The following is a 22,878-nucleotide window of genomic DNA, read 5'->3' as shown; positions in this document are numbered from 1 at the left end:
TGTTTGTTGACGCTTGTTTGTTTAGTTTTCAAAGAGCAATTTTTGCCTTGTCGCTCAAAGGCGACTTTATTAGTCTATCAGGTTAGCAACCTGAAGTCAACAAGTTTTTTTAATTTCTTTCTTGTTGGCTTGCTGCCCTCAAAGCAACCTCATTAATATATCACCTTTAATGTTACCTTGCAACAGTTTTTTTGTTTTAATTCACATAAGATTAAATTGCCAATTTTACTTCACTCGGGACTTTATGGAGAACTCATATAAGCCCAAGTTGTTGTAAATAGTAAAACGCCAGCTTCCGGGAAAGGAAACTGGCGTTATCGATTTTATTTATGCCTCATAAGCGGGAATAGTAGAACATCACGGATGGATGGTGAATTGGTCAGCAGCATAACCAGCCTGTCAATCCCAATTCCAAGTCCGCCTGTCGGCGGCATTCCGTACTCAAGCGCTTCAATGAAATCTTCATCCATTTCATGCGCTTCATCATTCCCTTGTTCGCGCTCTTTCAGCTGTGCTTCGAAACGCTCCCTTTGGTCAATCGGGTCATTCAACTCTGTAAAGGCGTTCGCATGCTCGCGGGCAACAATAAACAATTCAAACCGATCCGTAAAACGCGGATCTTCATCATTCTTTTTCGCAAGAGGGGAAATCTCCACTGGATGTCCATAAATGAATGTAGGCTGAATAAGCTTTTCCTCAACCTTTTGCTCAAAGAATTCATTAACAATATGCCCGTATTGCATATGTTCAGTAATTTCAACGCCGTGTTCTTTCGCTAGCGTACGTGCTTCTTCTACACTCATCTCTCTCCAGAAGTCGGCCCCTGTGTATTCCTTAATGGCGTCGACCATATGAAGCCTCTTCCATTCCGGTTCAAGATTAACCTCGTAATCGCCATACTTGATAACGGTCGTTCCCAAAACATCCTTGGCAACATGGGCAACCAGGTTTTCGGTTAGTTTCATGATGTCCTTGTAATCAGCATAGGCTTCATATAATTCAATCATTGTAAATTCAGGATTATGCCTTGTTGATACTCCTTCATTCCGGAAAACGCGGCCGATTTCATATACTTTTTCCAGGCCGCCGACAATTAGCCGCTTCAAATGAAGCTCAATCGCTATCCGCATAAACAATTCCATATCAAGCGCGTTGTGGTGGGTGATGAACGGGCGGGCAGATGCTCCCCCCGCAATTGAATGCATCATCGGAGTTTCAACCTCGAGATAGCCTTTTTCATCAAGGTAGCGGCGCATTGACTGAAGGATTAGGCTTCGCATCACAAAGGTTGCTTTACTCTCATCACTCATAATGAGGTCAAGGTAACGCTGGCGGTAGCGCTGTTCAACATCCTTCAGGCCATGGAACTTGTCAGGCAATGGACGTAGGGCCTTAGTCAGGAAGGTGTACTCCGTTACTTTTATGGATAGCTCGCCTACCTGTGTTTTGAAAAGGGTGCCTTCAACGCCAATGATGTCCCCAAGGTCAGTTGAATTGAATAAGTCATATTGATCGTCGCCGACTTCATCCTTCCGGACATAAATCTGAATTTGGCCTTTCAGATCTTTTATATGTGCGAATCCAGCCTTCCCCTTTCCGCGTTTTGTCATTACACGTCCTGCCAGGGAAACGGATACTTCTTTCGCTTCAAGCTCTTCCTTTTCCATCTCGCCGTACTGTTCAATCAACGACTTAGCATTTGCATTACGTTCGAATTTTTTGCCGAATGGGTCTATTCCCTTCTGGCGCAATTCGTTCATTTTTTCCCTTCTGACCAGCAGCTGGTCGTTTAATTCCTCTTGGCTCATTTGTTATCAGCTCCCATTTATACAGTGCGGCATGGTGCCGCGCTAATTTTAATCATTAAAGTACCTTTATGCAGTTTAGACATTTTTGCATAAAAAGAGACATTAGTACCATTGTACACAAACTTCCTGTAAGGGACATAATAAAAATATCAAAAATACAACAAAGACTGCCAGATTTTTCACTGGCAGCCCTCACTCCTCGGCCGGTTGCGGATTTTTTCTCCGGCTTTCCATCCTCAAGCCTTTGTTAAAGCTGTTTAACCGACGATTGCCTGGATTTCTTTTTCCTCAGCTTCTGCTGCTAGGCCATTTAGAAGCATAACGAGGTCTTCCCTTGTATTGCACTCGTTAATCGCATTGCGGACCTTTGCATTTCCCTTGACTCCTTTTAAATACCAGGCCGCGTGTTTGCGCATTTCGCGGACAGCGACATACTCATTCTTTAAGGCAATCAGGCGGTCAAGGTGAAGGATACACACATCCATTTTTTCGCGAACGGACGGTTCGCCCATTAGTTCGCCAGTCTCAAGATACTTGACGGTCCGATAAATCATCCACGGGTTCCCCAAAGCAGCGCGCCCAATCATAACGCCATCGACACCTGTTTTTTCCAGCATTCTCTTTGCATCCTGAGGGGTCTGGACATCTCCGTTCCCTATGACAGGGATGTTAACCGACTGTTTTACCTCACGGATGATATCCCAGTTAGCTTTGCCTTCGTACATTTGGACCCGGGTACGGCCATGGACAGCGACGGCCTTGCCGCCGGCTCGTTCGACGGCGCGGGCATTTTTAACAGCAAAAATATGCTCTTCATCCCAGCCTATCCTCATCTTGACTGTAACCGGCTTTTCTACAGCATCGACAACAGCGGATACCATCTCATAAATTTTGTCCGGATCAAGAAGCCATCTAGCCCCCGCATCACATTTCGTGATTTTCGGGACAGGGCATCCCATATTGATATCAATAATGTCAGCGTTTGTATTTTTGTCAACAAATCTTGCGGCCTCGACCAGCGTGTCTTTCTCGCCTCCGAAAATCTGGAGGCTGAGTGGCTTTTCACGCTCATCTATATAAAGCATGTTCATTGTCTTCTCGTTCTTGAAAAGGATGCCCTTGTCGCTGACCATTTCAGCGCAGACAAGGCCGGCGCCAAATTCCTTTACGGTTAGCCGGAAAGCCGAGTTGCAAACACCGGCCATAGGCGCCAGAACGACTGGATTCTTCATGACAATATCGCCAATTTTCAACATTGTACCGGCCTTCCTTTCTAAAAATATGTTTACTCCTTGGGGGGAGCTAAATCTTCAATGCTTACGTGCAAAATTTGCGAGGCTCTCCTTATTAAATCAGGAGGCGGCATCCGGTTGCCTCTCTCTATCTCACCTAGTACTGAGACCGACACTCCAAGCTCTTTCGAAAAACTGTCCTGGGTATATCCTTTCAACTTTCTGAAAGCCCGAATCCGCCTTCCCCATTTATCTGCTTCCATATCCGTACTCCTTTTTTATCAGGCAAACGATCCACCAACGCTTCAAGAGGTTCGCTTTTGCCTGGAAGATGAATATTTCCGGCAACCTCATACAGAGGCACAAGCACAAATGCACGTTCCGCCATCCGGGGATGGGGAATAAAAAGCTTCTCTGTTTCAATATTTTCTTGGTTGTAAAGGAGAATGTCAAGGTCTATTGTACGTGGTCCCCACCTAATTTCCCTTTTTCTCCCAAGAGAAAACTCGGCCTTTAGGCATGCATCCAGCAAATCTGAAGGTGACAATGCCGTCGTTAGATGAATCACCATGTTTAAAAATAGGTCCTGGTCCTCGTAGCCGACCGGATCCGTTTCATAAATGGAGGAGCATTTTGCCACTTTTATGGAAGGGTGGCTATTCAGCAGGCGGACGGCTTCCTTCAGGTTTTGCAAGCGGTCGCCGATATTTGAACCGAGTGAAAGAAATGCCTGATTTTCAACCATTATCTTCTCCTTGTAACTTCAGCCGCAACCGACTCGTAATGTCCGGGTATAGGAGGATCGGGCTTAATGACCTTGACTGTAGCTTCCTCAACTAGCGAAAATTCTTCAAGAATTCTTGATGCGATTCTTTCGGCAACCGCTTCTATCAACTTATATGGCTCACCTTCAACGATTTCCTTGGAGACCCGGTATAGGTCTGCATAGTTAACAGATGCTCCTAGTTCATCCGTCTTACCGGCCGTAGCTAAATCGAGGCCGACCAAAAGATCAACGATAAATCGCTGCCCCAATTTGGTTTCTTCAGGAAAAACGCCATGATACCCGTAAAATTCCATTTTATTTACGTAAATCTTATCCATCCGCATTCCCCTTCCCCATTAAAGCATCCATCATTTTTGCCATCCTTGCCATTTCCTTCACATCATGGATGCGGATTATCTGGCAACCCTTCTGGATTCCATAGCAAACGGTTGCCCCCGTTCCTTCCATCCTGTCTTCAGGCGGCAGATCAAGGACCGTACCGATAAATCTTTTGCGTGATGTTCCAAGCAGGACGGGATAGCCCAATGCCACAAGCGTGTCAAGGTTCTGCATCATTTCAATGTTTTCCTTTAAGTCCTTGGCAAAGCCAATCCCCGGATCAAGAATGATCTGTGAATCCTTTACCCCTGCTTCTTTCGCAATCCGGATGCTTTCATACAGATCCCAAAACACATCACGGGTGAAAAATTCATAGTCGCGGTTGTCACGGTTGTGCATAAGAATGATTGGCGCATTGAACTCGGCAGCTGCTTTCGCGATATCCGGCTCAGCCTTGGCTCCCCAAATATCATTAATGATATGGGCGCCTGCCTTTAGTGACTGCCTCGCAACCTCTGCTTTGTACGTATCTACCGAAATCGGGACATCAATTTCCTTTGAGAGGAGTTCGATAATCGGGATGACCCTGTCTAGTTCTTCTTCAAGGGAAACAGGTTCGTGCCCAGGACGGGTTGATTCCCCGCCAATGTCGATAATGTCGGCCCCGTGTTCGATCATTTCACGGGCACGGGCAACCGCACGGTCCGCAGCGTTGAATTTTCCGCCGTCAGAGAATGAATCCGGGGTCACATTCAATATTCCCATCACAATTGTCTTTTTTTCGTAATCAAGGACATGGTTTCCACAGATGATTTTTCCATTTTCGTTGTTCATATATAGTCCTCCAATCTTATTTCACTTCTACTGTAAAACGAACTCCGGCCTTCAGCATACCTCCTGTGTAAAAAGCCAGCCAGTTTTCCATTCAAACCTTCGAAATTAGCATCTCCAATTCTCGGGCATGCAACGATTTCCTGGATTGAGTTCGTGAAAAATACTTCGTCCGCCTCATAAAGGTCCTGAAGAAGATAAAGGCCTTGGCGGACCTCTATGCCCGATTTTTCAGCCAATCCCATCACAAACTGGCGAGTAATCCCATTTAGGATTCCCGTGTGTACCGATGGGGTATAGAGGATACCTTGTTTGGCCCAAAATACATTTGAGACAATCCCCTCGGCAACATAGCCCTCCCTTGTCAGGAATATTCCTTCAACACCGGGAGAGTGGCGGATTTCCCGCCAGGCGAGTAGATTGTTCAAATAATGATGTGATTTTAGCCGTTCGAGCCCCTCGGGCGTATTCCTGTTGAGAGACAGGATTTTTCCGCCCTTTTCCTGCAGCTGGGTAGCCGGAGGGAGCGGCTTGGAGAAGATAAGCATTTCCGGAGAATCGTAGGGTTCTGAGCGAAGGCCGATTTCCCCAGTCCCGGCTGAAACATTAAGTCGGATATAGGCATCCAAATAGCCATTTGCTTCCAGGAGCGATTTAACAGCTCCTTCCGCTTCGACGCGGGTTACTTTTTTTTCAATCTGAAGTAGTTCAAGTCCCGCATTCAGCCTTTCTAGATGGTCATCCAACAAAAAGCAATGGCCCCCGTAGACCCTGAAGGTTTCGAAGAGCCCCACCCCATAAAGAAAGCCATGGTCAAATGGGCTGATTGACGCCTCTTCCTTTTTAACAAGCCTGCCATTCTGCCAAATATACATGTCTAGTTACCTACTTTTCGGGAGTGTACCGCGACAAAATTGGCGAGCAACTGTTTCCCCGGGCCTGTCATGATCGATTCAGGATGGAATTGGACTCCTTCTATCGCCAGCGTTTTATGGCGGAGCGCCATGATTTCTCCCTCTTCCGTCCAACCGGAAACCTCTAGGCAGTCGGGAAACGTTTCCCTTTTAACGATTAGGGAATGGTAGCGGGTCGCCTCAAACGGACTTGGAATTCCTTTAAAAATCGTCTTCCCATCATGGTGGATGGGCGAGGTTTTTCCATGCATTAGCCTTTCCGCCCGGATGACGTCTCCCCCAAACACCTGGGCGATCGCCTGATGTCCAAGGCAAACCCCAAAGATGGGAACCTTGCCGGCAAAATGGGAAATTGCCTCGAGGCTGATTCCGGCCTCATTCGGGCTGCAAGGGCCCGGTGAAATCATTAAAATGGAAGGGTTGGCCCGTTCGATATCCTCCAATGTAACTTCATCATTCCGTTTTACAACCAGCTCTTCCCCCAGCTCACCCAAATATTGAACAAGATTGAAGGTAAAGGAATCAAAGTTATCAATCATATAGATCATTTGCTATCACCTGTTTCCGCAAGCTCTTTTGCCTTCCAAAGCGCCCTGGCCTTTTTCAAAGACTCTTTATATTCGTATTTCGGGTTAGAATCAATGACAATGCCGGCACCTGCCTGGACATGTGCTTGTCCATCTTTTACGAGCATCGTTCGAATCATGATGTTCAGTTCCAAGTCTCCGTTAAAGCCAATCCATCCCAGTGATCCCGTATACGGGCCCCGCCTCGACGGTTCAAGTTCTTCAATAATCTCCATCGTCCTTACCTTTGGCGCTCCAGTAATGGTGCCTCCCGGGAATACGGCATCAATCAAGTCGAATCCGTCCTTATCTTGGGAAATTCGGCCCCGAACATTCGAGACAATGTGCATAACATGGGAATATTTTTCAATAACCATGAACTCATTGACTTCTACGGTTCCGTAAGCGCTGACCCTGCCGAGGTCATTCCGTTCAAGGTCAACGAGCATCACATGCTCCGCGCGTTCTTTTTCGCTTCCGATCAATTCATTCGCAAGAAGCTGGTCCTCTTCTTCGTCCCGGCCCCGGGACCTTGTGCCCGCAATTGGCCGGGTACTGATTTCTTCCCCTAGTTTTTTGACTAGAAGTTCCGGCGAACCGCTTACGAGCTGGAATTCAGGAGTATGGAAATAGCCCATATACGGGGATGGATTGACTTCCCGCAGTTTTTCATAAACCTGGAGCGCCGGAATGCCGATTGGCTTCGTCTGTCTGACAGAAAGGTTTACCTGAAACACATCTCCTTGCGCAATGTATTCCCTCACCGTTTCAACCGCAGCCATAAAATCCGTTTCCCCTATGGAAACTTCCCTTTCTTGAGCAGGCACGGTTTCTGGCTGTTTACTCGAAACAGCGCTTGCTTGGTTCCACCTTCCCTCCCATTCCCGTACACGCTCCGTGAGGCCTTCAGTGTCTTCCCCGTCATAAAGGAAGCACATACTCAAAATGTTTTCATGCAAATCGAAGACAAACCATTCGTTATGAAGCAGGAAATACACGTCAGGTACGAGAAGCTCATCCTTTGCCATATTCGGAAGTGTTTCAACATACCTTGCATAGTCATAGCTTATGTATCCAACCGCCCCGCCAGTGGAAAGTGGCAGCGGGGACTCGCCTTTAATTTTGGTTTCGGCCATGTATTTTTTCAGCCCGTGAAGCGGGTTTCCTTCCACCACAGCCATAGGCTTTCCTTCTTCAATGATTTCAAGGCGGTTCCAGCCATTGGACCTGGCGATTGCGTAAGGGTGAAAGGCCGCAATGCTGTAACGTCCGCCTCGGCCGCTTTCAAGCAGGACGTGATGTCCTGTTTCATTGGAAATTTGTTTATATTTCTGAAAAAACTTATCCACGGATAAGTTGATTTTTTTTATATGGACGTTTTTCCCCAAAGTAATCCACTCCCATTTTCCCATGTCTTCTACATCATACAAGAAGTAAGCCAATGAAAAAAGCATGAGCCGCAAATTGGGCGCATGCTTATAAACAAATTGTATTATGCTTCAAACTGGTAAAGAGGGGTGCTCAGGTAACGCTCGCCATTGCTCGGAATGATCGCCAGGACTTTTTTGCCTTTTCCAAGTTCTTTGGCAACCTTTAGTGCCGCATAAATGGCCGCGCCGGAAGAAATGCCGCCGAGAATTCCTTCTTCCTTTGCCGCACGGCGGGCATACTCAAACGCCTGCTCGTTTTCAACCTGGATAATTTCATCATAAATATTTGTATCCAGAATATCCGGCACAAACCCCGCGCCGATTCCCTGGATTTTATGCGGGCCTGGTTTTCCGCCTGAAAGGACAGGTGAATCGGACGGCTCTACTGCATAAATTTTAATGTCAGGGTAAGCCTCACGGAGCACCTCGCCCGCGCCCGTAACCGTACCGCCGGTTCCAATCCCCGAAATAAACCCATCCAGCTGGCTGCCCATTTGCTCGACAATTTCTTTTCCGGTTGTCCTCCTGTGCACTTCCGGGTTTGCCTCGTTCTTGAATTGTTGCGGCATGAAATAACCGTTTTCCTTTGCCAGCTCTTCGGCCTTGCGGATTGCCCCGCCCATGCCTTCCGGTCCAGGCGTCAATACGAGTTCCGCCCCATAGGCGCGGAGCAGGTTGCGGCGCTCCATGCTCATTGTTTCTGGCATTACCAGAATAGTCTTATAGCCTTTTGCGGCAGCAATCATTGCCAGGCCAATGCCTGTATTTCCGCTCGTTGGTTCGATGATCGTATCGCCAGCCTTTAATTCGCCCTTTTCTTCAGCGGCTTCAATCATTGCCAAGGCAATTCGGTCCTTAACACTGCTTCCTGGATTCATGTATTCCAGCTTTAAAAAAACTTCCGCGCTGTCTTCCCCAACAATCCGGTTCAGCTTGACTATAGGGGTATTGCCCACGAGGTCGGCAATCGAGTTCGCGATACGTGCCATTCGTCCCACTCCTTAATCCGAGTATTTTTATTGGTTTTATATAGAATGTAGCAATTTACCTGGAAACTGTCAATATTTTAGTTTCCCCAAATCCAATTCCAAAAAACAAAAAAAGGCTTCGCATAGCCAATGTATGCAAAGCCTTTCCCAATCTTGAAGAATATATTTTTAAAAATGAGAAACGGGTTCCGACTGTCCGTTCTATTTTTCAAAAAACCATTTGACTCCCGCTTCCTCCCATAGGGCAGCCGCGGACGGAGGCGTTCCGAGTTGGGCAAGGGCAATTTGCCTGCGGATTTCATCTTTTACTTCTTTGAAGGAGTATTTTTTTCCGGCTATTTTCTCATGAAGCTTTAGAATCGCATAACCCTCGTTGATTTTAATGGGTTTGCTCCATTTGCCATCCTCAAGCTTTTGAGCGGTTACACTATATTCCGGAGGGAAGCGCTCATCACCCTCCTGGATAAAGCCGATATCTCCACCTTCTGCGGCTGTAAATTCATCCTCGGACCTTTCCCTTGCCAGCGTTTCGAAGCCGGAACCGCCTTCTAGCTCCTTAATAGCCTGCTCGGCTTCTTCCTTTGTTTTCATTACGATGTGGGATAGGTGGTACGCGGCCGGTACATCATAAAGGCTTTTGTTTTTATCATAAAAGCTTTTTATTTCAGCTTCGGATACAACCGCATCCTTTGTTAAAATTTCCTCCAGCAATAGCGAAAGCTCGATTTGCTTTTCCCATTTCTCCAAATCGTCGCTTTTGGTTGAAGACGAGCCGCCATATGCAGTTTGGAACATCCGTAGCTCTCTTTCCACGTCTGCCTTTGGCACGGTGATATTGTATTTCTTGGCCATCTGGCTGATGACTTTCCTGTCAATCAGATCCCTGAGTGTATCTTTACCGTAACGCGCCTCCATCTCGTTCAGCCATTCTTCTCTCGAAATGCTGTCCTTTCCTACAGTCGCGACCGTTTCTCCATCCTTAAGAAAACCGGAAGCTGTTTCCGATTTGGACAGAAAGTAAAAGATAGTCAACCCATTCAGGACAACAAGAGCGGCGATTACCAACCACAATTCCCTTGTTTTCATTTTCCCTCTCCCGGATACAAGCCTTACTTCGCTTCTTTATTTAGCGCCTCAAGCTCTTCTTTAGAAAAATGGTATTTTTCATTGCAAAAATGGCAGTGGGCTTCGGCCATCCCATCCTCTTCTATCATGTCCGTAATTTCCGACTGGCCTAGGGACACAATTGCATCCGCAAATCGTTCCTTTGAGCACGTGCATTCAAAACGGACTGGCATCTTTTCGAGGATGGCCACCTCGTCCTTTCCAAACAACTCCTCGAGTATTTCTTCAGGCGTAAGCCCTTGCTGGATCATTTTTGAAATAGGCGTAATCGTTTTTAAACGTTCCTCAATCAGGGAAATTGTTTCATCGCCAGTTCCTGGCATGAGCTGAAAAATAAATCCGCCCGCAGCCAAAATGCTGTTGTCCGGGTTGACAAGGACACCAACGCCAACAGAGGATGGAACCTGTTCAGAGGACGCAAAGTAGTAAGTAAAATCTTCACCCAGTTCCCCTGATACGAGAGGGACCGACCCGCTGAAGAAATCCCTCAGCCCTAGGTCCTTTACAACTGTAAGAGTGCCGTCTGTTCCTACCGCCCGCCGCACATCGAGCTTGCCGTGTTCATTCAGGTCGAAATGGGTTTGCGGATTGCTTACATAGCCTCTCACAGACCCTTTCGCATTGCTATCGACCAATATATTCCCTATAGGGCCTCCACCCTCTATTTTAATTGTCAATTTGTCTTCGCCCTTTAGCATGGCACCCATCATTAAGCCAGCTGTCATTGCCCTGCCAAGTGCCGCCGAAGCTGTGGGCCATGTATAATGCCTCCGTTGCGCTTCTGCCACGGCTTCCGTGCTTCTCACAGCGTAGGCCCTGATTTGCCCGTCATAGGCAAGCGCTTTTACTAGATAGTCACTCATCTTTCCGCTCCTTTCTCGGTGTCCGTTTTCGTGGAATTGGCCTCTGCTAACATGCAAGTCCCCAGTGATAGAATCCCGCCGCCGCCAGCTTGCCGACCCGGGACAATTTTATGAATCATGCTTGTTTAGTGTATCCATATTCCGCTTATAGATTAAGTGAAGCCCTTTTAAAGTCAAAAACGGATCGACAATGTCAATGATTTTCGATTCCTCAGCAATGAGATTGGATAGGCCGCCCGTTGCAATGACGGTCGGAACTTTGGAGCTGTTGGCAATCATCCGCTTGACGATCCCTTCAACCTGTCCGACATACCCGTACACTATACCCGCTTGCATCGCTGCAACCGTGTTTTTGCCGATGATCCCTTCCGGCCTGGCTATTTCAATCCGCGGGAGTTTTGCCGCCCGCGAATAAAGCGCTTCTGTCGAAATGCCCACACCGGGTGCAATTGCCCCGCCCATATATTGCTTCTGCTCGTTTACATAGCAATAGGTCGTTGCTGTACCGAAGTCGACGATAATGAGCGGACTCCCGTATTCGTGGATAGCCCCGACCGCATTCACAATCCTGTCGGCTCCTACTTCCCTCGGATTTTCATACTTTATGTCAAGGCCCGTCTTAATGCCAGGGCCAACAATCAATGGTTTTAGTTTAAAATACTTCGTACACATCCTTTCAAGCGAAAACATAATCGGGGGAACAACGGAGGAAATAATGATTCCTTCAATATCTCCAAAAGATAGGCCGGAATGGTCAAATAGAGATTTAATCAGCATTCCATACTCGTCTTCAGACCTGTTTCGGTTCGTTTCAATCCGCCAATGGTGGAGGAGTTCCTCCCCTTTATATACCCCTAAAACGATATTTGTATTTCCAACATCAAATACGAAAATCAATTCACTCACCACTCCATGGAATGTAACCAGGACCGAAAGCCCCCAATATTGCCGGGATTGCCCCCGTTGCCCAAGGTTGCAAGTTTACTGAAAACATCATATCACAAACCGTTTCGGGAAAGAAAAGGCAAAGAGCCACATTCTGCATAAAATTATTCCCGGCTGGCTCAACCTTGTAAATTAAGAAGGGCACCGCGCGGATAGGCGGTGCCCTAAATTTGAATTATTTATTATCCTCATCCTGATTTTCTTCAGGCTTGAGCAGATTTGATTTTGGAGTCCCCGAATTGCTTTCCTCTTCCTTTTTGCCGGAGATGTTGATAATCACATCATCAAGTGTGCTCTTGATTTCGGCAGGGGTAGAGTTAGCGGGAACTTTCCCGTCCGGAAGCCTTCCATGATCGACCAGGTGCTTGATATCGTCAGCATCGAGTGTTTCCACTTCAAGCAGCGTATTGGCAATTAGGTCGAGCTTGTCACGGTTTTCCGTTAAAATCTGCTTCGCACGTTCATAAGACTGTTTAATGAAGTTTTGGATCTCCATATCAATCTCATAAGCGATCTTGTCGGAATAGTTTTGTTCATTGTGAAGGTCGCGCCCAAGGAATACCTGTCCGCCCTGCGGTTGGCCGAACTGCAGCGGCCCGAGCTTGTCACTCATGCCGTATTCGGTAACCATTTTCCTCGCGATTCCGGTCGCCCTTTGGAAGTCGTTATGCGCCCCAGTACTTACTTCGCCGAATACGATTTCCTCAGCGACACGGCCGCCCAGGAGTCCAGTAATTTTATCAAGAAGCTCAGGTTTTGTCATGAAATAGCGGTCTTCCTTAGGAAGCATGACTGCATATCCGCCAGCCTGCCCACGCGGGACAATCGTTACCTTGTGGACCATTTCAGCTTCATCGAGCATGACGCCGATGACTGTATGCCCAGCTTCGTGGAAAGCGACAATCCTGCGTTCCTTTTCGGAAATAACCCGGCTTTTTTTGGCCGGTCCCGCAATGACCCGGTCGGTTGCCTCGTCAATATCCACCATATCGATTTTCTTTTTATTCGAGCGGGCCGCCACAAGTGCCGCCTCGTTCAACAGGTTCTCAAGATCTGCGCCGGAAAAGCCCGGAGTCCGCATCGCTATTGCTTTAAGATTAACAGACTCATCAAGTGGCTTGTTACGCGCATGGACCTTAAGGACCGCTTCCCTGCCCTTTACATCCGGACGGTCAACCGTAATCTGGCGGTCAAAACGTCCCGGACGGAGAAGCGCCGGATCAAGGATATCAGGGCGGTTCGTTGCCGCTACGATAATAATTCCTTCATTGGCTCCAAAGCCGTCCATTTCAACAAGCAACTGGTTCAAGGTTTGCTCACGCTCATCATGGCCGCCGCCAAGGCCTGCGCCACGCTGGCGTCCCACAGCATCAATCTCATCGATAAAGATGATACACGGGGCATTTTTCTTTGCGGTTTCAAATAAATCGCGTACACGGGATGCACCCACCCCGACGAACATTTCAACGAAATCGGATCCGCTAATTGAGAAAAACGGTACACCGGCTTCCCCGGCTACCGCCCGGGCAAGCAACGTTTTACCAGTTCCCGGAGGGCCGACAAGCAGGACGCCTTTTGGAATCCGCGCGCCAAGCTCGGAGAATTTGCGTGGATCCTTCAGGAATTCAACTACTTCTACGAGTTCCTGCTTTTCTTCATCCGCTCCAGCGACATCCTTGAAGCGGACTTTTTTCTTTTCATCGTTGTAAAGTCTTGCCTTGCTTTTACCAAAGTTCATGACACGGCTTCCGCCGCCCTGCGCCTGGTTAAGCAGGAAGAAGAATAGGATGAAAATGATCACAAACGGAATGATGGATGTAAAGAATGTGACCCAGCCGCTCGTTTCTTTTGCAGGCATTGTCTCAATCTTCATATCTGGAACCGCCTCATCAATCCGGCTAAGCATCCGTTCGCTATTCGGGACATAAGTCAGGAAAAACTTGTCCTTGTCGGCATTTTCAAGCTGGCCACGGACTTCATATACGCCCCGCTCAGGCTGCAGCGTGACCGATTTTATTTCTTTCTTTTCCAGATGCGAAATAAATTGGTCATACGATATATTATCTGTTGGCTCATTGTTTCCATTAAAGAAACTGACTACGCCAATAATGACTAAAAATATCAATAAATAAAAGATGGTGTTGCGGAAAATCCGATTCATCCCTTACCTCCTCCCACGGTGGAAAACAGTATATAAAATAGTAACATAATGACGATACCGCTTCAACAATAGTGCTTGAATGCCGCCTGGTTCACTATAGTTTTGCCTATTCCGCCTTGTTGTACACTTCCGGCTTCAAAACCCCGATATAAGGAAGGTTCCGATATCTTTCAATATAGTCCAGTCCATAGCCGACAACAAAGGCATCCGGAACTTGGAAACCAACATAGTCCGCGCTTATATCTACCTTTCTCCCGGTCGGTTTGTCAAGCAAAGTGACAATTTTAATGGAATTTGCCTTCCTGTAGCGGAATAATTCAACAAGATAACTAAGTGTCAGGCCGCTGTCGATGATATCCTCAATAATCAACAGATCCCTTCCTTCCACGGAAGTATCGAGGTCCTTCAAAATTTTCACTTCACCGGAAGAAACCGTCGAATTTCCATAGCTGGAAACGTCCATAAAATCCATTTCAAGATAGCAATCCATTTTTTTCAGGAGATCACCCATAAAAGGCATCGCGCCTTTTAACACACCGATTGCCAGTGGAAATTTGTCCTGGTAATCCTCTGTCAAACGGGCTCCGAGTTCCTTGATTTTCTCTTGGATTTCTTCTTCGGTGACCAGGATTTTCTCAATATCATTTCTCATTCACATGTGCCCCCCAGATGTTGGTTCCTTGATATATAAAAGCTTCAGATAGCCTTCTTCCGGATTTCCGGCAGAATCAAGGGCGGATTTTTTGAGCCCAGGCAGCCAGACGATCCGGCCAGTGCTATCCGTTATGACAGGCCACGTTTTCCTCTCGGAAATCGGTACCTTGTTATCAATAAAAATGTCTTTCAGTTTTCTAGTGCCTTCCATTCCCTTCAGCGTCATCCTGTCACCATTTTCCTTCGTACGGATGATAAGCGGGAATGATGTTTCCGCTGCAGGCAAATACGCGCACCCTTGCCCGGCCCCCTGTTCAACACTTGTGGCCCATTCAATGGAAATGACATCTCCATTTGGCAGAGCAACTTTTCCAGGCCCGTGCATTTCAATCCTGAATTGCATTTTCTCAAGACGCCCAAAATGGAAAATACACTCGGAGTAGGATCGGGTGACAGTCAACCCGCCGGGGAAATCAAGATTTCCGGATGGATGAGGATGGTTCAGCAAGGAAATAGCTTGATCAATATGTACGGCAGCCAAAGACGTATGCCTTCCTGCATAAAGATAGTTTAATATTAGTTGAATCCCTCTTCTTTGTAAAGGCATTGGCATACCAAGAAAAGCCAGTGTATCTATAACTACTTTCCCTCTTTCCCTGCTTTTTATTACTGTAACCATCCGGCTCGCCGCTAATTCCTCCAAAAACGCTTCATCGCTTTCCGTCTCTTCGCTATAACGTTGAAAATGTTCATGTACAAGAGGATTTTCACTTTTTAAAAAAGGAAGGATTGTCTTTCTGAAGCGGTTCCTGCTATAGACATCTTTTTCATTGCTCGGGTCAATCCGGAAATCGATACCTTTCCTCTGGCAATAATCAATAATATCCTCCCGGGACGCTCCGAGAAACGGACGGATGATCATCCCGCCCTCGAAAGGCCTCATAAACGGGATGCCAGCCCGGCCCCTTCCAGTGCTTCCGCGGGTCAGCCTCATCAGGATTGTCTCCATCTGGTCATCTCCGTGGTGGGCCAGCGCCAGGAAGGTATACCCATGTTCCTTCATCTGGTCCTGAAAAAAACGATAGCGTGCATCCCGCGCTGCTTCCTGTGGGTTTTTTCCGGTTTTCCTGATTATTTCGGGAACATTGGCCCTCTCCATCTCAAACGGTATCCCGCGCTCTTCGCAAAAACCTTTTACAAAAAAAGCGTCATCAAGCGATTCATCCCCCCGGAACATGTGGTCCACATGGGCCGCGGCAAGTTCCATCCCCAAAGGCTTCTTTTTTTTCCACAAATAGTGGAGCAAAGCCATGGAGTCGGGCCCGCCGGAAACCCCCACAAGGACGTGGGATCCCTCTAGGGATATCGATTTCCTTTTCAAAATCGCCTCTGTTTTATCCTCAAGCATGCTCATTCTTCCTTAAGTTAAATGATTATTCCCGCCTAAGGCGGCAGCTTTGTTTTATACGATTAAAATGAATAAAAGTTTCATTTCTCCCGGTTTTTTTACAATTTTTTTTAAAGAAGAAGGGGAGAAGACAGTTAGGTTAATTGTACAACAATATAGACAAAATAAAGAAGCGCCATGATTGAAATAACAAAAAAGGTTTCTTTTTTTTCACTGCGTTTTTTTCTTTTCATAGGGGTTTGCCTGCTTATCGGCCTTCCCGCTGCTGGTGGCGTACTTCCAGGTTCTCCGCTTTTAGGCCGCATCGGGGCTATGCATCCGAGCAAAGCGTCCCTCATCTCCTGGGCTGAGGAGTATTTCCCCTGGAGGGCATTTGTAAGCATCGGTTCATAAGGCCTAAGCTCTTCCTTATTTCGGATTGCCCCAAGCAGCTGCCCAATTCCTCCCTCTGCTTTGCGGAAGCTCCCCTTGTAAGCGGCTGCTACCATAATCATCGCCACAGCAAACAAATCATAGGACGGCTCTGCTTTCCTAGTTCCAAGTCCCCAATACCCCCGGTCATAAAATTCAGTGTATTCTTTTATGGCTCTTCCAATCATTGTCGTTCCACCTACGTCGATGCAGCGAATTTTTGGGGGCGGACCTGCAACAATCAAGTTTTCTGGCTTCAAGTCGCCAAACACCCATCCATTTTGGTGAAGCAGGTGCAAATCATTCAATAACTGTAGCAAAAGGACGTGCATCCATTCTTTGCCTTTTTGAAAAAGGAATTGCTGAAGCCCTGGCCCTTTTATGTATTCCATTACATAAAAACTGAACATCCCTTCCGGAGCAATCCAATCATCAACATCAAGCAACAATGGCCCAAGGGCTTGGCCCCGGGCCTTCATAAAAGACTTTAGGACATTTACCTCTGAAGTAATGGACATACTATTGCCGCTGATTTTTAAAGCGGCTTCCCTGTTGCCGCTTTTCACCAGATATACGACACCATTTGCCCCATTGCCCAATTCTTTCAAAATGACATATTCTTTTCTATGCCACTTCCCGGATAAAGCTGTCCCGGGCCTAAACCTACATGGATTCTTCGAGGAAGGATTCATCATTTTCTGACAAAATTCTCCTTAGCGCACTGTTTTCATTGAACAGATGGATTGCCTCGCGGATAGCCGGGCCAGTCGGAGTAATCCCTCCGGCTGCCAGCATTGGAAAGATGGTACTAATCGATTCTAGCCGCGGTGTCCATTCCAGAATCCGGTCCGTTTCTCCTCTTTTCCCGGGAAATACTAGAACCGAAAATAGATTTTTTCCCGAACGTGCATTCAGGCTTATAGAGAGGTCGAGGAGTGCTTCCTTGACTGTCGGCAATTTATGCTTCATGCTCGCACTTACATCGACAAGGACAATGACCTCAAGGTCTACAGACTCCCCAAGTTCATCAACAACCTCTAGGACTTCACCCCTTTTTTCCGGGGGTAGATCTTCAAGTGTTTTCGAACTTCCGAGAATTTGCCTCAATTCCCGATTTACTACCCCTTGCAACGTTTGGGTCATGGCTTTCCTGGTTACCATTTGAACTGTTTGCGAAAGCTGTTCGGAATAGACTATCTGGCTCACTCCGCCTCCGGACATGGCGATTCCTTCGATTTCCCTTATTCCTTGGCCATCAATTGTATCCTTATCAATAACTCCGATGACATTGACCGTAATCCCCTGCTCTTTCGCAAGCGCCGCCATTGCGACAGGGTCTTCCCCCTGATTTGAACAGCCGTCCGTAATCACAAGAAGCTGCTTTATTTTCCCGGTCTTCATCCTACATCTCCTCCATTCGTTAAATAGTACCATTTTCGACTGAATGGAGGGTATTTATACCAAACCCCTTTATGCCCGTTTCTTTTTGATTCCGTGTACAGGTATGGAGGCCCATTTTGGTATATTGTGTTTTATTTTCGCGACCGCGACAGTCATATCATCTTCAATTTTATTCGACCTGGAGCGGATGACCTCTTCCATTATCAAATCGGCTACTTCCTGCGGATCATTCGTTTCAAGTTCATGGATTTTCCGTTTCATCCACATTTCATAGTTGCCAACATGCTTTGGCCCTTCAAACACCCCATCGCTCATCATGATTAATAAATCACCTGCTTTTAGCTGCTCACTGACAACATCGACATCGAATTCCTGGACGATTCCCATTGGAAGATTGTTTGCCTGTATTTTTATCACTTTTTTTCCACGTTTAATGAAGCTTGGGGTGGAACCGATTTTCAGGAATTTTGCCGAAGCATTCTGAAGATCAACGACTGCAAGATCGAGTGTCGAGAATATTTCATCTGTTGTCCTTAAGGCAAGGACCGAGTTAACCGATTTAATGGCAACCTTCTCCTCAATGCCTGATTGCAGGATTTGTTGAAGGAGCTTCAGTGTTTCACGGCTTTCGTCCTGGGCGCGCTCTCCATTCCCCATTCCATCGCTGATTGCAACAGCGTATTTCCCGCTTCCAAGCTCCATCGTCGAAAAACTGTCCCCGGAAACCAACCCGCCTCCTTTGGCGGCATATGCGACCCCTGTTTCCACAGTAAATGTTTTCGCGGAACGGAATGTAGCCTGGCAAGAACTGTGAGGGTAGGCTCCGCATTCCTCTGAATTAACGATGATCGTTTCACCAAGAATGTCGGACAGCATCGGGGCAATGAGCTTCTCGCACTCCCCATGCCCATTGCAATAAGGGATTGTCATATCAATATCGACATTTCCGGGTTCAAGGCTGTAAATCTCCACATGTTCAATCTGGAGGCCGAAATCCTGGATGGCCTCCATTATTTGTTCTTCCTGTTTATGGAGGTTTTCACGCTCGCGCTGGATTTCCTTCGCGAAATCTCCCATCACTTCAGAAACGCCTAGCAATTGGTCCGCGACGAGCCGCCTGCTTTCTTTCACCTGCTTTTTCAATTTTTGATTTGCCTGGTATACGGCTAGTTCTTGATGAATCGCTTCCGTTACCTTCTTGGGCCTGGAGCAGAGCTTTTCCCACTCCCGCGCGAGTTTTGGAGGTATTGTTGCCTTCGACTGGTCCATTTGAAGCATAATTTCTTCCATATAGCCATATGTTGTAGTAAAGTTCCTTGTCCAGCAATGCTCTTTTTTAAAACACGTTTGGCAGGACTTTTCAGCCACATTGCTCAAAAAGATATCAAGTTCCTTTTCTTCTCCATCGAAGTCGTCTTCATTATGTGAAAAGCTTTTGGAAAGCGCTTCAAATACATTTGAAAATTGGGCAACTCTTTTTGCTGTCACATCACGCATTTTCCTCATATATTTTTGCTGCTCAGCCGTATGCTCCGGAGTCCCCGGTATGTATTTTGCGATTCTGGCGGTTAATGAGGTGGGAGTCAGGAAGAACAGCAGGATTGCGGCCGAGGTTTCCATCATTGTTATCTGAAGGCTTACACCCGTTTCCCCATACATTCCGATCAATAAGGTCGCAACGAGAAGCCCAAGCGAGACACCTGCCTTTTTTCCTTCTTTCAGCAAACCGCCGAGCACACCCGAAAACGCAAGAAGGCTCATATGGGAAAAGCTCGAAACGTTCGCAAGGCTGAAAATGAGGCCTGTGACAACACCGACGGTTGAACCGACCGCTGCGCCTGCCATAAGGGAAAACAGGAGGACCAAATACCTGGACATCACATGTTCAATCGACAGGCCGTAGACTATCCATCCAATTGTCCCAGTCATAATGGATGCAAGGAGTATGATTAAAGAAACAATTTCTTCAGTTTTCAGAGGCTGTTTTCGTTTACTGGCTGTGACCAAGGGAACGCTTTGCATAAAAATCAACGAGAGGATGAAGGCCAGTATTCCTTCTATGCCGGCCATTGCTGAATCATAAACAGAGACGCTTCCCGCTTGAATAAACCTTTCAGCAAGTTTTCCGGCGAACAGCACTGCACCGATATAATAAGGGATTGCCCGGGCCCGATTTCCAACCCATTTCCCGGTAGATTTGTAGACTACAAGGAAAAGGAACACCATGGCAAAAGTGGAAGCCGCATGCCCAAGGGAAATGGTTGCCGCGCCAGCGACAAGTCCAAAAAGCGCCAGCGGGGCCCGTTCCTTTTTAATAAAAAATACCGCAGCGAAAAAGGGAAGGCCGAACGGCGCCAACTTCGCAAGAATCAATGCCCGGCCAAGTAAAAAACCGACCAGGACAAGGAGATATCCCTTTTTCAAAGCCAACCTTTCCGCCTTGGATCGCAGTTTCCCGAAAGCCCCCGCAAAGCCCCATTTTGAGCGGATGCCCGATCCTGCTACTTGGTCCATCACTGTTTGTTCTGCCCTTTCCAAAAAAACACACTCCCCCGTCGTCTGGTTATTGTGCTTCATTATAAATGGACAGGCATTCAAAGATTGTCAAAATCAAGCACGGCAACAATGGAATTGTTCGACTCATTTCACCCCGCCTGCCACGGTTGTGCAAAAGTTGCCAAGATGATCAAAAGAGGATCTTCAAAAAATGTATTGACAGTCCTTTTTAAACTATGTATTATATAACTTGTGTTTCAAAAAANCGACTCATTTCACCCCGCCTGCCACGGTTGTGCAAAAGTTGCCAAGATGATCAAAAGAGGATCTTCAAAAAATGTATTGACAGTCCTTTTTAAACTATGTATTATATAACTTGTGTTTCAAAAAATGGCGGTGTAGCTCAGCTGGCTAGAGCGTACGGTTCATACCCGTAAGGTCGGGGGTTCGATCCCCTCCGCCGCTATACTTTTTTACTATGTAATAGGCAACCTGCTTTCAACGGCTTTCCCAATTGGGGAGAGCCGTTTTTGTTTATCCGAAAAGGGCGACAGTCCATGAAAGACAAGTTTGATGCCTGGCAATTCCGCACTATTCCTAAAAAACAAAACAGGCAGAGCCTCATCGGGCCTGCCTGGTATAATGAATATATTCGGTTGATAAGCAGCAACAAGTCAGCCTCTTCTGGCCCCTCTACCACCACGTTTTGATTCGGTGTTCCGTTTCAGGGAGGATAAACGGTCCTCGCTATCCTTCAGGAATTTGGCCATTTTTGATTCAAAATTCTCCGGCCTTGCATTCCGGTCATTTGCCCTTCCCTGGCGTGGACGAGGTGTGTAAGACCTTTGCGGTTCAGGACGGTCCTTGGCTTTTTTTATGGAGAGGCCAATCTTTCCATCCTTTTCGACATTGATGACTTTTACCTCTACCATATCGCCAACCTTCAAGTGGTCATTGATATCCTTTACGTAATTATCAGCGACCTCACTGATATGGACTAAGCCTGTTGAACCTTCCGGCAGCTCGACGAACGCTCCGAAATTGGTAATCCCTGTTACTTTTCCTTGTAACTTGCTGCCTACTTCGATTGACATAAAAAGAAACTTCCTCCTTAAAAAAATAAAAAAAATCAGTCTTACTATAGATTATACCTAAGTTGTAAAATAAGTGTCAACAAGAGTGCACTGCATCATTTTTCCTTCTTCTTATTGTCCTCCGGAATTGTGAAAATAATTTCACCCTTGTCGGAAAGGAAGTATTCCTTCCTTGCCAGCTTTGCGATATAGTCATCATCGTTCAGCTTGATGATTTCCTCGTTCAGGATATCGCGTTCCCGCTCAAGGCTTGCCAGCCTCTGTTCAAGCTTCTGCTTTTCCGCCTTTTTCTTTTCCAAGGCTTCGGCACGCGAATAAATGGAGGTTACAGTAAAATAAATCAAAAGGGCTGCCAACACGGCAAATGCAGTGAGCCTTCTTACCAATGCCTTGCGTTTCCTGGAAGCCGCTTCTTCCGAATGATATTGAGATTCAGCATAGCTGTTACGAATCCTTGCTACTTTTCGTTTCTTCGATGCTTCCAAAGGCTCTCCCCCTTAATCATCTTTTTTATTCCACTTGAACATCCGTTTATAAACATCCCGTATTTTCAAAAGAATTCCTGTCCCACTATTATATAACTTCTCCGCCGGTTTTTTAATCCCTTTCGGCAAAACTTTCCACATAAATGCCAATATTTTTTTCAATGGATACAAAATTAATATCCGGATGAGAAAGTATCCGGCTTTTACCAGAAAGCGGAGCAGCGACAGGACCGCTTTCAAGAGGAGCAGGATCAAAGCAAGGGCAAGCTGGATAAGGCCGGTGACTGGCTTGAAAATAAGCAGCTGTACCATTTTTGCCAAAATCCGCCCGGCCGCAACGGCGGCATTGATTACCCGGTCAAGAAGCCAGAGATAGGCACCTTTCAACAAGGCTTGGTATGCTGCGAAACCACAAAAAAGCGCAATAAAAATATAAAACCTTACCTCTCCTTTATTTACATGGAAAAGAACGTAAAAAACGATCAGCGCCTGGACAACCCAAAAAAGGATATCGTTTATAAAAGTAATCCAGTTTTTTCGCTTCGGGCGGTTCAGAAAGCGCTGGTACGTATCGAGCATCGCCCCAAATCCCGCCCCCGCCGAAACCATAGCCGCCATTGTTATGAACTGCACTGTGAGAGTCATCGGAATAATTTGCTAAAGAAGCCTTTAGCCTTGTCTCCGTGCTGCTCATCCAGGTACACAAGCTCAAACACCTTTCCTTTAATGGATACGACGCCTTTATCGACATCGAGGTTCTTCATCTGCAGATTCTGTCCTTTTATCGACAAAAACCCCATGACCGTTTCTAGGAGGAACTCTTCGTTGTCGAAGCTTTCCACCTGTTTAACGCCGGTAATATCAAGGAGCTTCCTCCCCCTCATGATGACATCATGATCAGGCGCCGCCCCTTTGTTTGTTGCGTTTGGATCATAATATTGGTTCATTGTTCATCCCCCG

General features: G+C 46.8%; 23 protein-coding genes and 1 tRNA gene. 1 reads left to right on the top strand and 23 read right to left on the bottom strand.

The window, feature by feature from the left end:
• Window positions 1–323: 323 nt before the first annotated feature.
• The 19 genes from lysS to spoIIE form a co-directional block, all read right to left on the bottom strand.
• On the bottom strand, window positions 324–1,808 hold the full coding sequence (lysS, locus tag RB160_RS23180) for a lysine--tRNA ligase (RefSeq protein WP_316572821.1): 1,485 nt from the start codon (window positions 1,806–1,808) through the stop codon (window positions 324–326).
• Between the two features lie 257 nt (window positions 1,809–2,065).
• Window positions 2,066–3,064: a tRNA dihydrouridine synthase DusB gene (dusB, locus tag RB160_RS23175; protein ID WP_316572820.1), complete on the bottom strand. Its 999-nt coding sequence runs from the start codon at window positions 3,062–3,064 to the stop codon at window positions 2,066–2,068.
• 29 nt (window positions 3,065–3,093) lie between these two features.
• The gene (locus RB160_RS23170) at window positions 3,094–3,303 is read right to left on the bottom strand and encodes a helix-turn-helix domain-containing protein (RefSeq protein ID WP_316572819.1); all 210 of its coding nucleotides are present in this window, start codon (window positions 3,301–3,303) and stop codon (window positions 3,094–3,096) included.
• Entirely contained in the window at window positions 3,255–3,785 is a 531-nt protein-coding gene (gene folK / locus RB160_RS23165) for a 2-amino-4-hydroxy-6-hydroxymethyldihydropteridine diphosphokinase (protein WP_316572818.1), read from the bottom strand. Before folK ends, RB160_RS23170 begins: the two co-directional genes overlap by 49 nt.
• Window positions 3,785–4,144 (bottom strand): dihydroneopterin aldolase, encoded by a 360-nt coding sequence (gene folB, locus RB160_RS23160; protein WP_316572817.1) that lies wholly within the window; start codon window positions 4,142–4,144, stop codon window positions 3,785–3,787. The genes folK and folB overlap by 1 nt, the downstream gene beginning before the upstream one ends.
• Window positions 4,137–4,979, bottom strand: coding sequence for a dihydropteroate synthase (folP, locus tag RB160_RS23155; RefSeq protein ID WP_316572816.1), 843 nt, complete (start codon window positions 4,977–4,979; stop codon window positions 4,137–4,139). The genes folB and folP overlap by 8 nt, the downstream gene beginning before the upstream one ends.
• A complete protein-coding gene (gene pabC, locus RB160_RS23150; protein ID WP_316572815.1) occupies window positions 4,976–5,851 on the bottom strand; it encodes an aminodeoxychorismate lyase in 876 nt (291 codons plus the stop codon). The genes folP and pabC overlap by 4 nt, the downstream gene beginning before the upstream one ends.
• Before the next feature lie 2 nt (window positions 5,852–5,853).
• On the bottom strand, window positions 5,854–6,438 hold the full coding sequence (gene pabA, locus RB160_RS23145) for an aminodeoxychorismate/anthranilate synthase component II (protein WP_316572814.1): 585 nt from the start codon (window positions 6,436–6,438) through the stop codon (window positions 5,854–5,856).
• On the bottom strand, window positions 6,435–7,868 hold the full coding sequence (locus tag RB160_RS23140; RefSeq protein ID WP_396954770.1) for an anthranilate synthase component I family protein: 1,434 nt from the start codon (window positions 7,866–7,868) through the stop codon (window positions 6,435–6,437). Before RB160_RS23140 ends, pabA begins: the two co-directional genes overlap by 4 nt.
• 80 nt (window positions 7,869–7,948) lie before the next feature.
• Window positions 7,949–8,875, bottom strand: a complete 927-nt coding sequence (gene cysK, locus RB160_RS23135) for a cysteine synthase A (protein ID WP_316572812.1) — start codon at window positions 8,873–8,875, stop codon at window positions 7,949–7,951.
• 201 nt (window positions 8,876–9,076) lie between these two features.
• Entirely contained in the window at window positions 9,077–9,961 is an 885-nt protein-coding gene (locus RB160_RS23130) for a peptidylprolyl isomerase (protein ID WP_316572811.1), read from the bottom strand.
• A 23-nt stretch (window positions 9,962–9,984) separates the two neighbouring features.
• Complete coding sequence (gene hslO / locus RB160_RS23125; RefSeq protein ID WP_316572810.1) at window positions 9,985–10,863, bottom strand: Hsp33 family molecular chaperone HslO; 879 nt, start codon at window positions 10,861–10,863, stop codon at window positions 9,985–9,987.
• 108 nt (window positions 10,864–10,971) lie between these two features.
• Window positions 10,972–11,760 (bottom strand): type III pantothenate kinase, encoded by a 789-nt coding sequence (locus tag RB160_RS23120; RefSeq protein ID WP_316572809.1) that lies wholly within the window; start codon window positions 11,758–11,760, stop codon window positions 10,972–10,974.
• Between the two features lie 223 nt (window positions 11,761–11,983).
• On the bottom strand, window positions 11,984–13,969 hold the full coding sequence (gene ftsH / locus RB160_RS23115; RefSeq protein WP_316572808.1) for an ATP-dependent zinc metalloprotease FtsH: 1,986 nt from the start codon (window positions 13,967–13,969) through the stop codon (window positions 11,984–11,986).
• A gap of 106 nt (window positions 13,970–14,075) precedes the next feature.
• Complete coding sequence (hpt, locus tag RB160_RS23110; protein ID WP_316572807.1) at window positions 14,076–14,621, bottom strand: hypoxanthine phosphoribosyltransferase; 546 nt, start codon at window positions 14,619–14,621, stop codon at window positions 14,076–14,078.
• Window positions 14,622–16,031 (bottom strand): tRNA lysidine(34) synthetase TilS, encoded by a 1,410-nt coding sequence (gene tilS / locus RB160_RS23105; RefSeq protein ID WP_316572806.1) that lies wholly within the window; start codon window positions 16,029–16,031, stop codon window positions 14,622–14,624.
• A 134-nt stretch (window positions 16,032–16,165) separates the two neighbouring features.
• A complete protein-coding gene (locus RB160_RS23100; protein WP_316572805.1) occupies window positions 16,166–17,137 on the bottom strand; it encodes a protein kinase domain-containing protein in 972 nt (323 codons plus the stop codon).
• Window positions 17,106–17,843, bottom strand: a complete 738-nt coding sequence (locus tag RB160_RS23095) for a VWA domain-containing protein (RefSeq protein WP_316572804.1) — start codon at window positions 17,841–17,843, stop codon at window positions 17,106–17,108. Before RB160_RS23095 ends, RB160_RS23100 begins: the two co-directional genes overlap by 32 nt.
• Window positions 17,844–17,912: 69 nt before the next feature.
• Window positions 17,913–20,381, bottom strand: a complete 2,469-nt coding sequence (gene spoIIE / locus RB160_RS23090) for a stage II sporulation protein E (RefSeq protein WP_396954769.1) — start codon at window positions 20,379–20,381, stop codon at window positions 17,913–17,915.
• A 350-nt stretch (window positions 20,382–20,731) separates the two neighbouring features.
• On the opposite strand from spoIIE, the gene RB160_RS23085 reads away from it, so the two are divergent.
• Window positions 20,732–20,805 (top strand) — tRNA-Met (locus tag RB160_RS23085).
• Between the two features lie 208 nt (window positions 20,806–21,013).
• Here RB160_RS23085 and RB160_RS23080 read toward each other — a convergent pair.
• The 4 genes from RB160_RS23080 to yabP form a co-directional block, all read right to left on the bottom strand.
• The gene (locus RB160_RS23080; protein ID WP_053368687.1) at window positions 21,014–21,433 is read right to left on the bottom strand and encodes a S1 domain-containing RNA-binding protein; all 420 of its coding nucleotides are present in this window, start codon (window positions 21,431–21,433) and stop codon (window positions 21,014–21,016) included.
• 95 nt (window positions 21,434–21,528) lie between these two features.
• Window positions 21,529–21,918, bottom strand: coding sequence for an FtsB family cell division protein (locus RB160_RS23075; RefSeq protein WP_316572803.1), 390 nt, complete (start codon window positions 21,916–21,918; stop codon window positions 21,529–21,531).
• A 12-nt stretch (window positions 21,919–21,930) separates the two neighbouring features.
• Complete coding sequence (gene yabQ / locus RB160_RS23070) at window positions 21,931–22,563, bottom strand: spore cortex biosynthesis protein YabQ (protein ID WP_316572802.1); 633 nt, start codon at window positions 22,561–22,563, stop codon at window positions 21,931–21,933.
• A complete protein-coding gene (gene yabP, locus RB160_RS23065) occupies window positions 22,560–22,865 on the bottom strand; it encodes a sporulation protein YabP (RefSeq protein WP_316572801.1) in 306 nt (101 codons plus the stop codon). The genes yabQ and yabP overlap by 4 nt, the downstream gene beginning before the upstream one ends.
• Window positions 22,866–22,878 lie beyond the last annotated feature (13 nt).

Source organism: Neobacillus sp. YIM B06451 (genome assembly GCF_032667185.1).
Lineage (GTDB): Bacteria > Bacillota > Bacilli > Bacillales > Cytobacillaceae > Bacillus_D.
The sequence above is the reverse complement of the archived record's forward strand: the minus strand, read 5'-3'. Positions and strand labels throughout refer to the sequence as shown.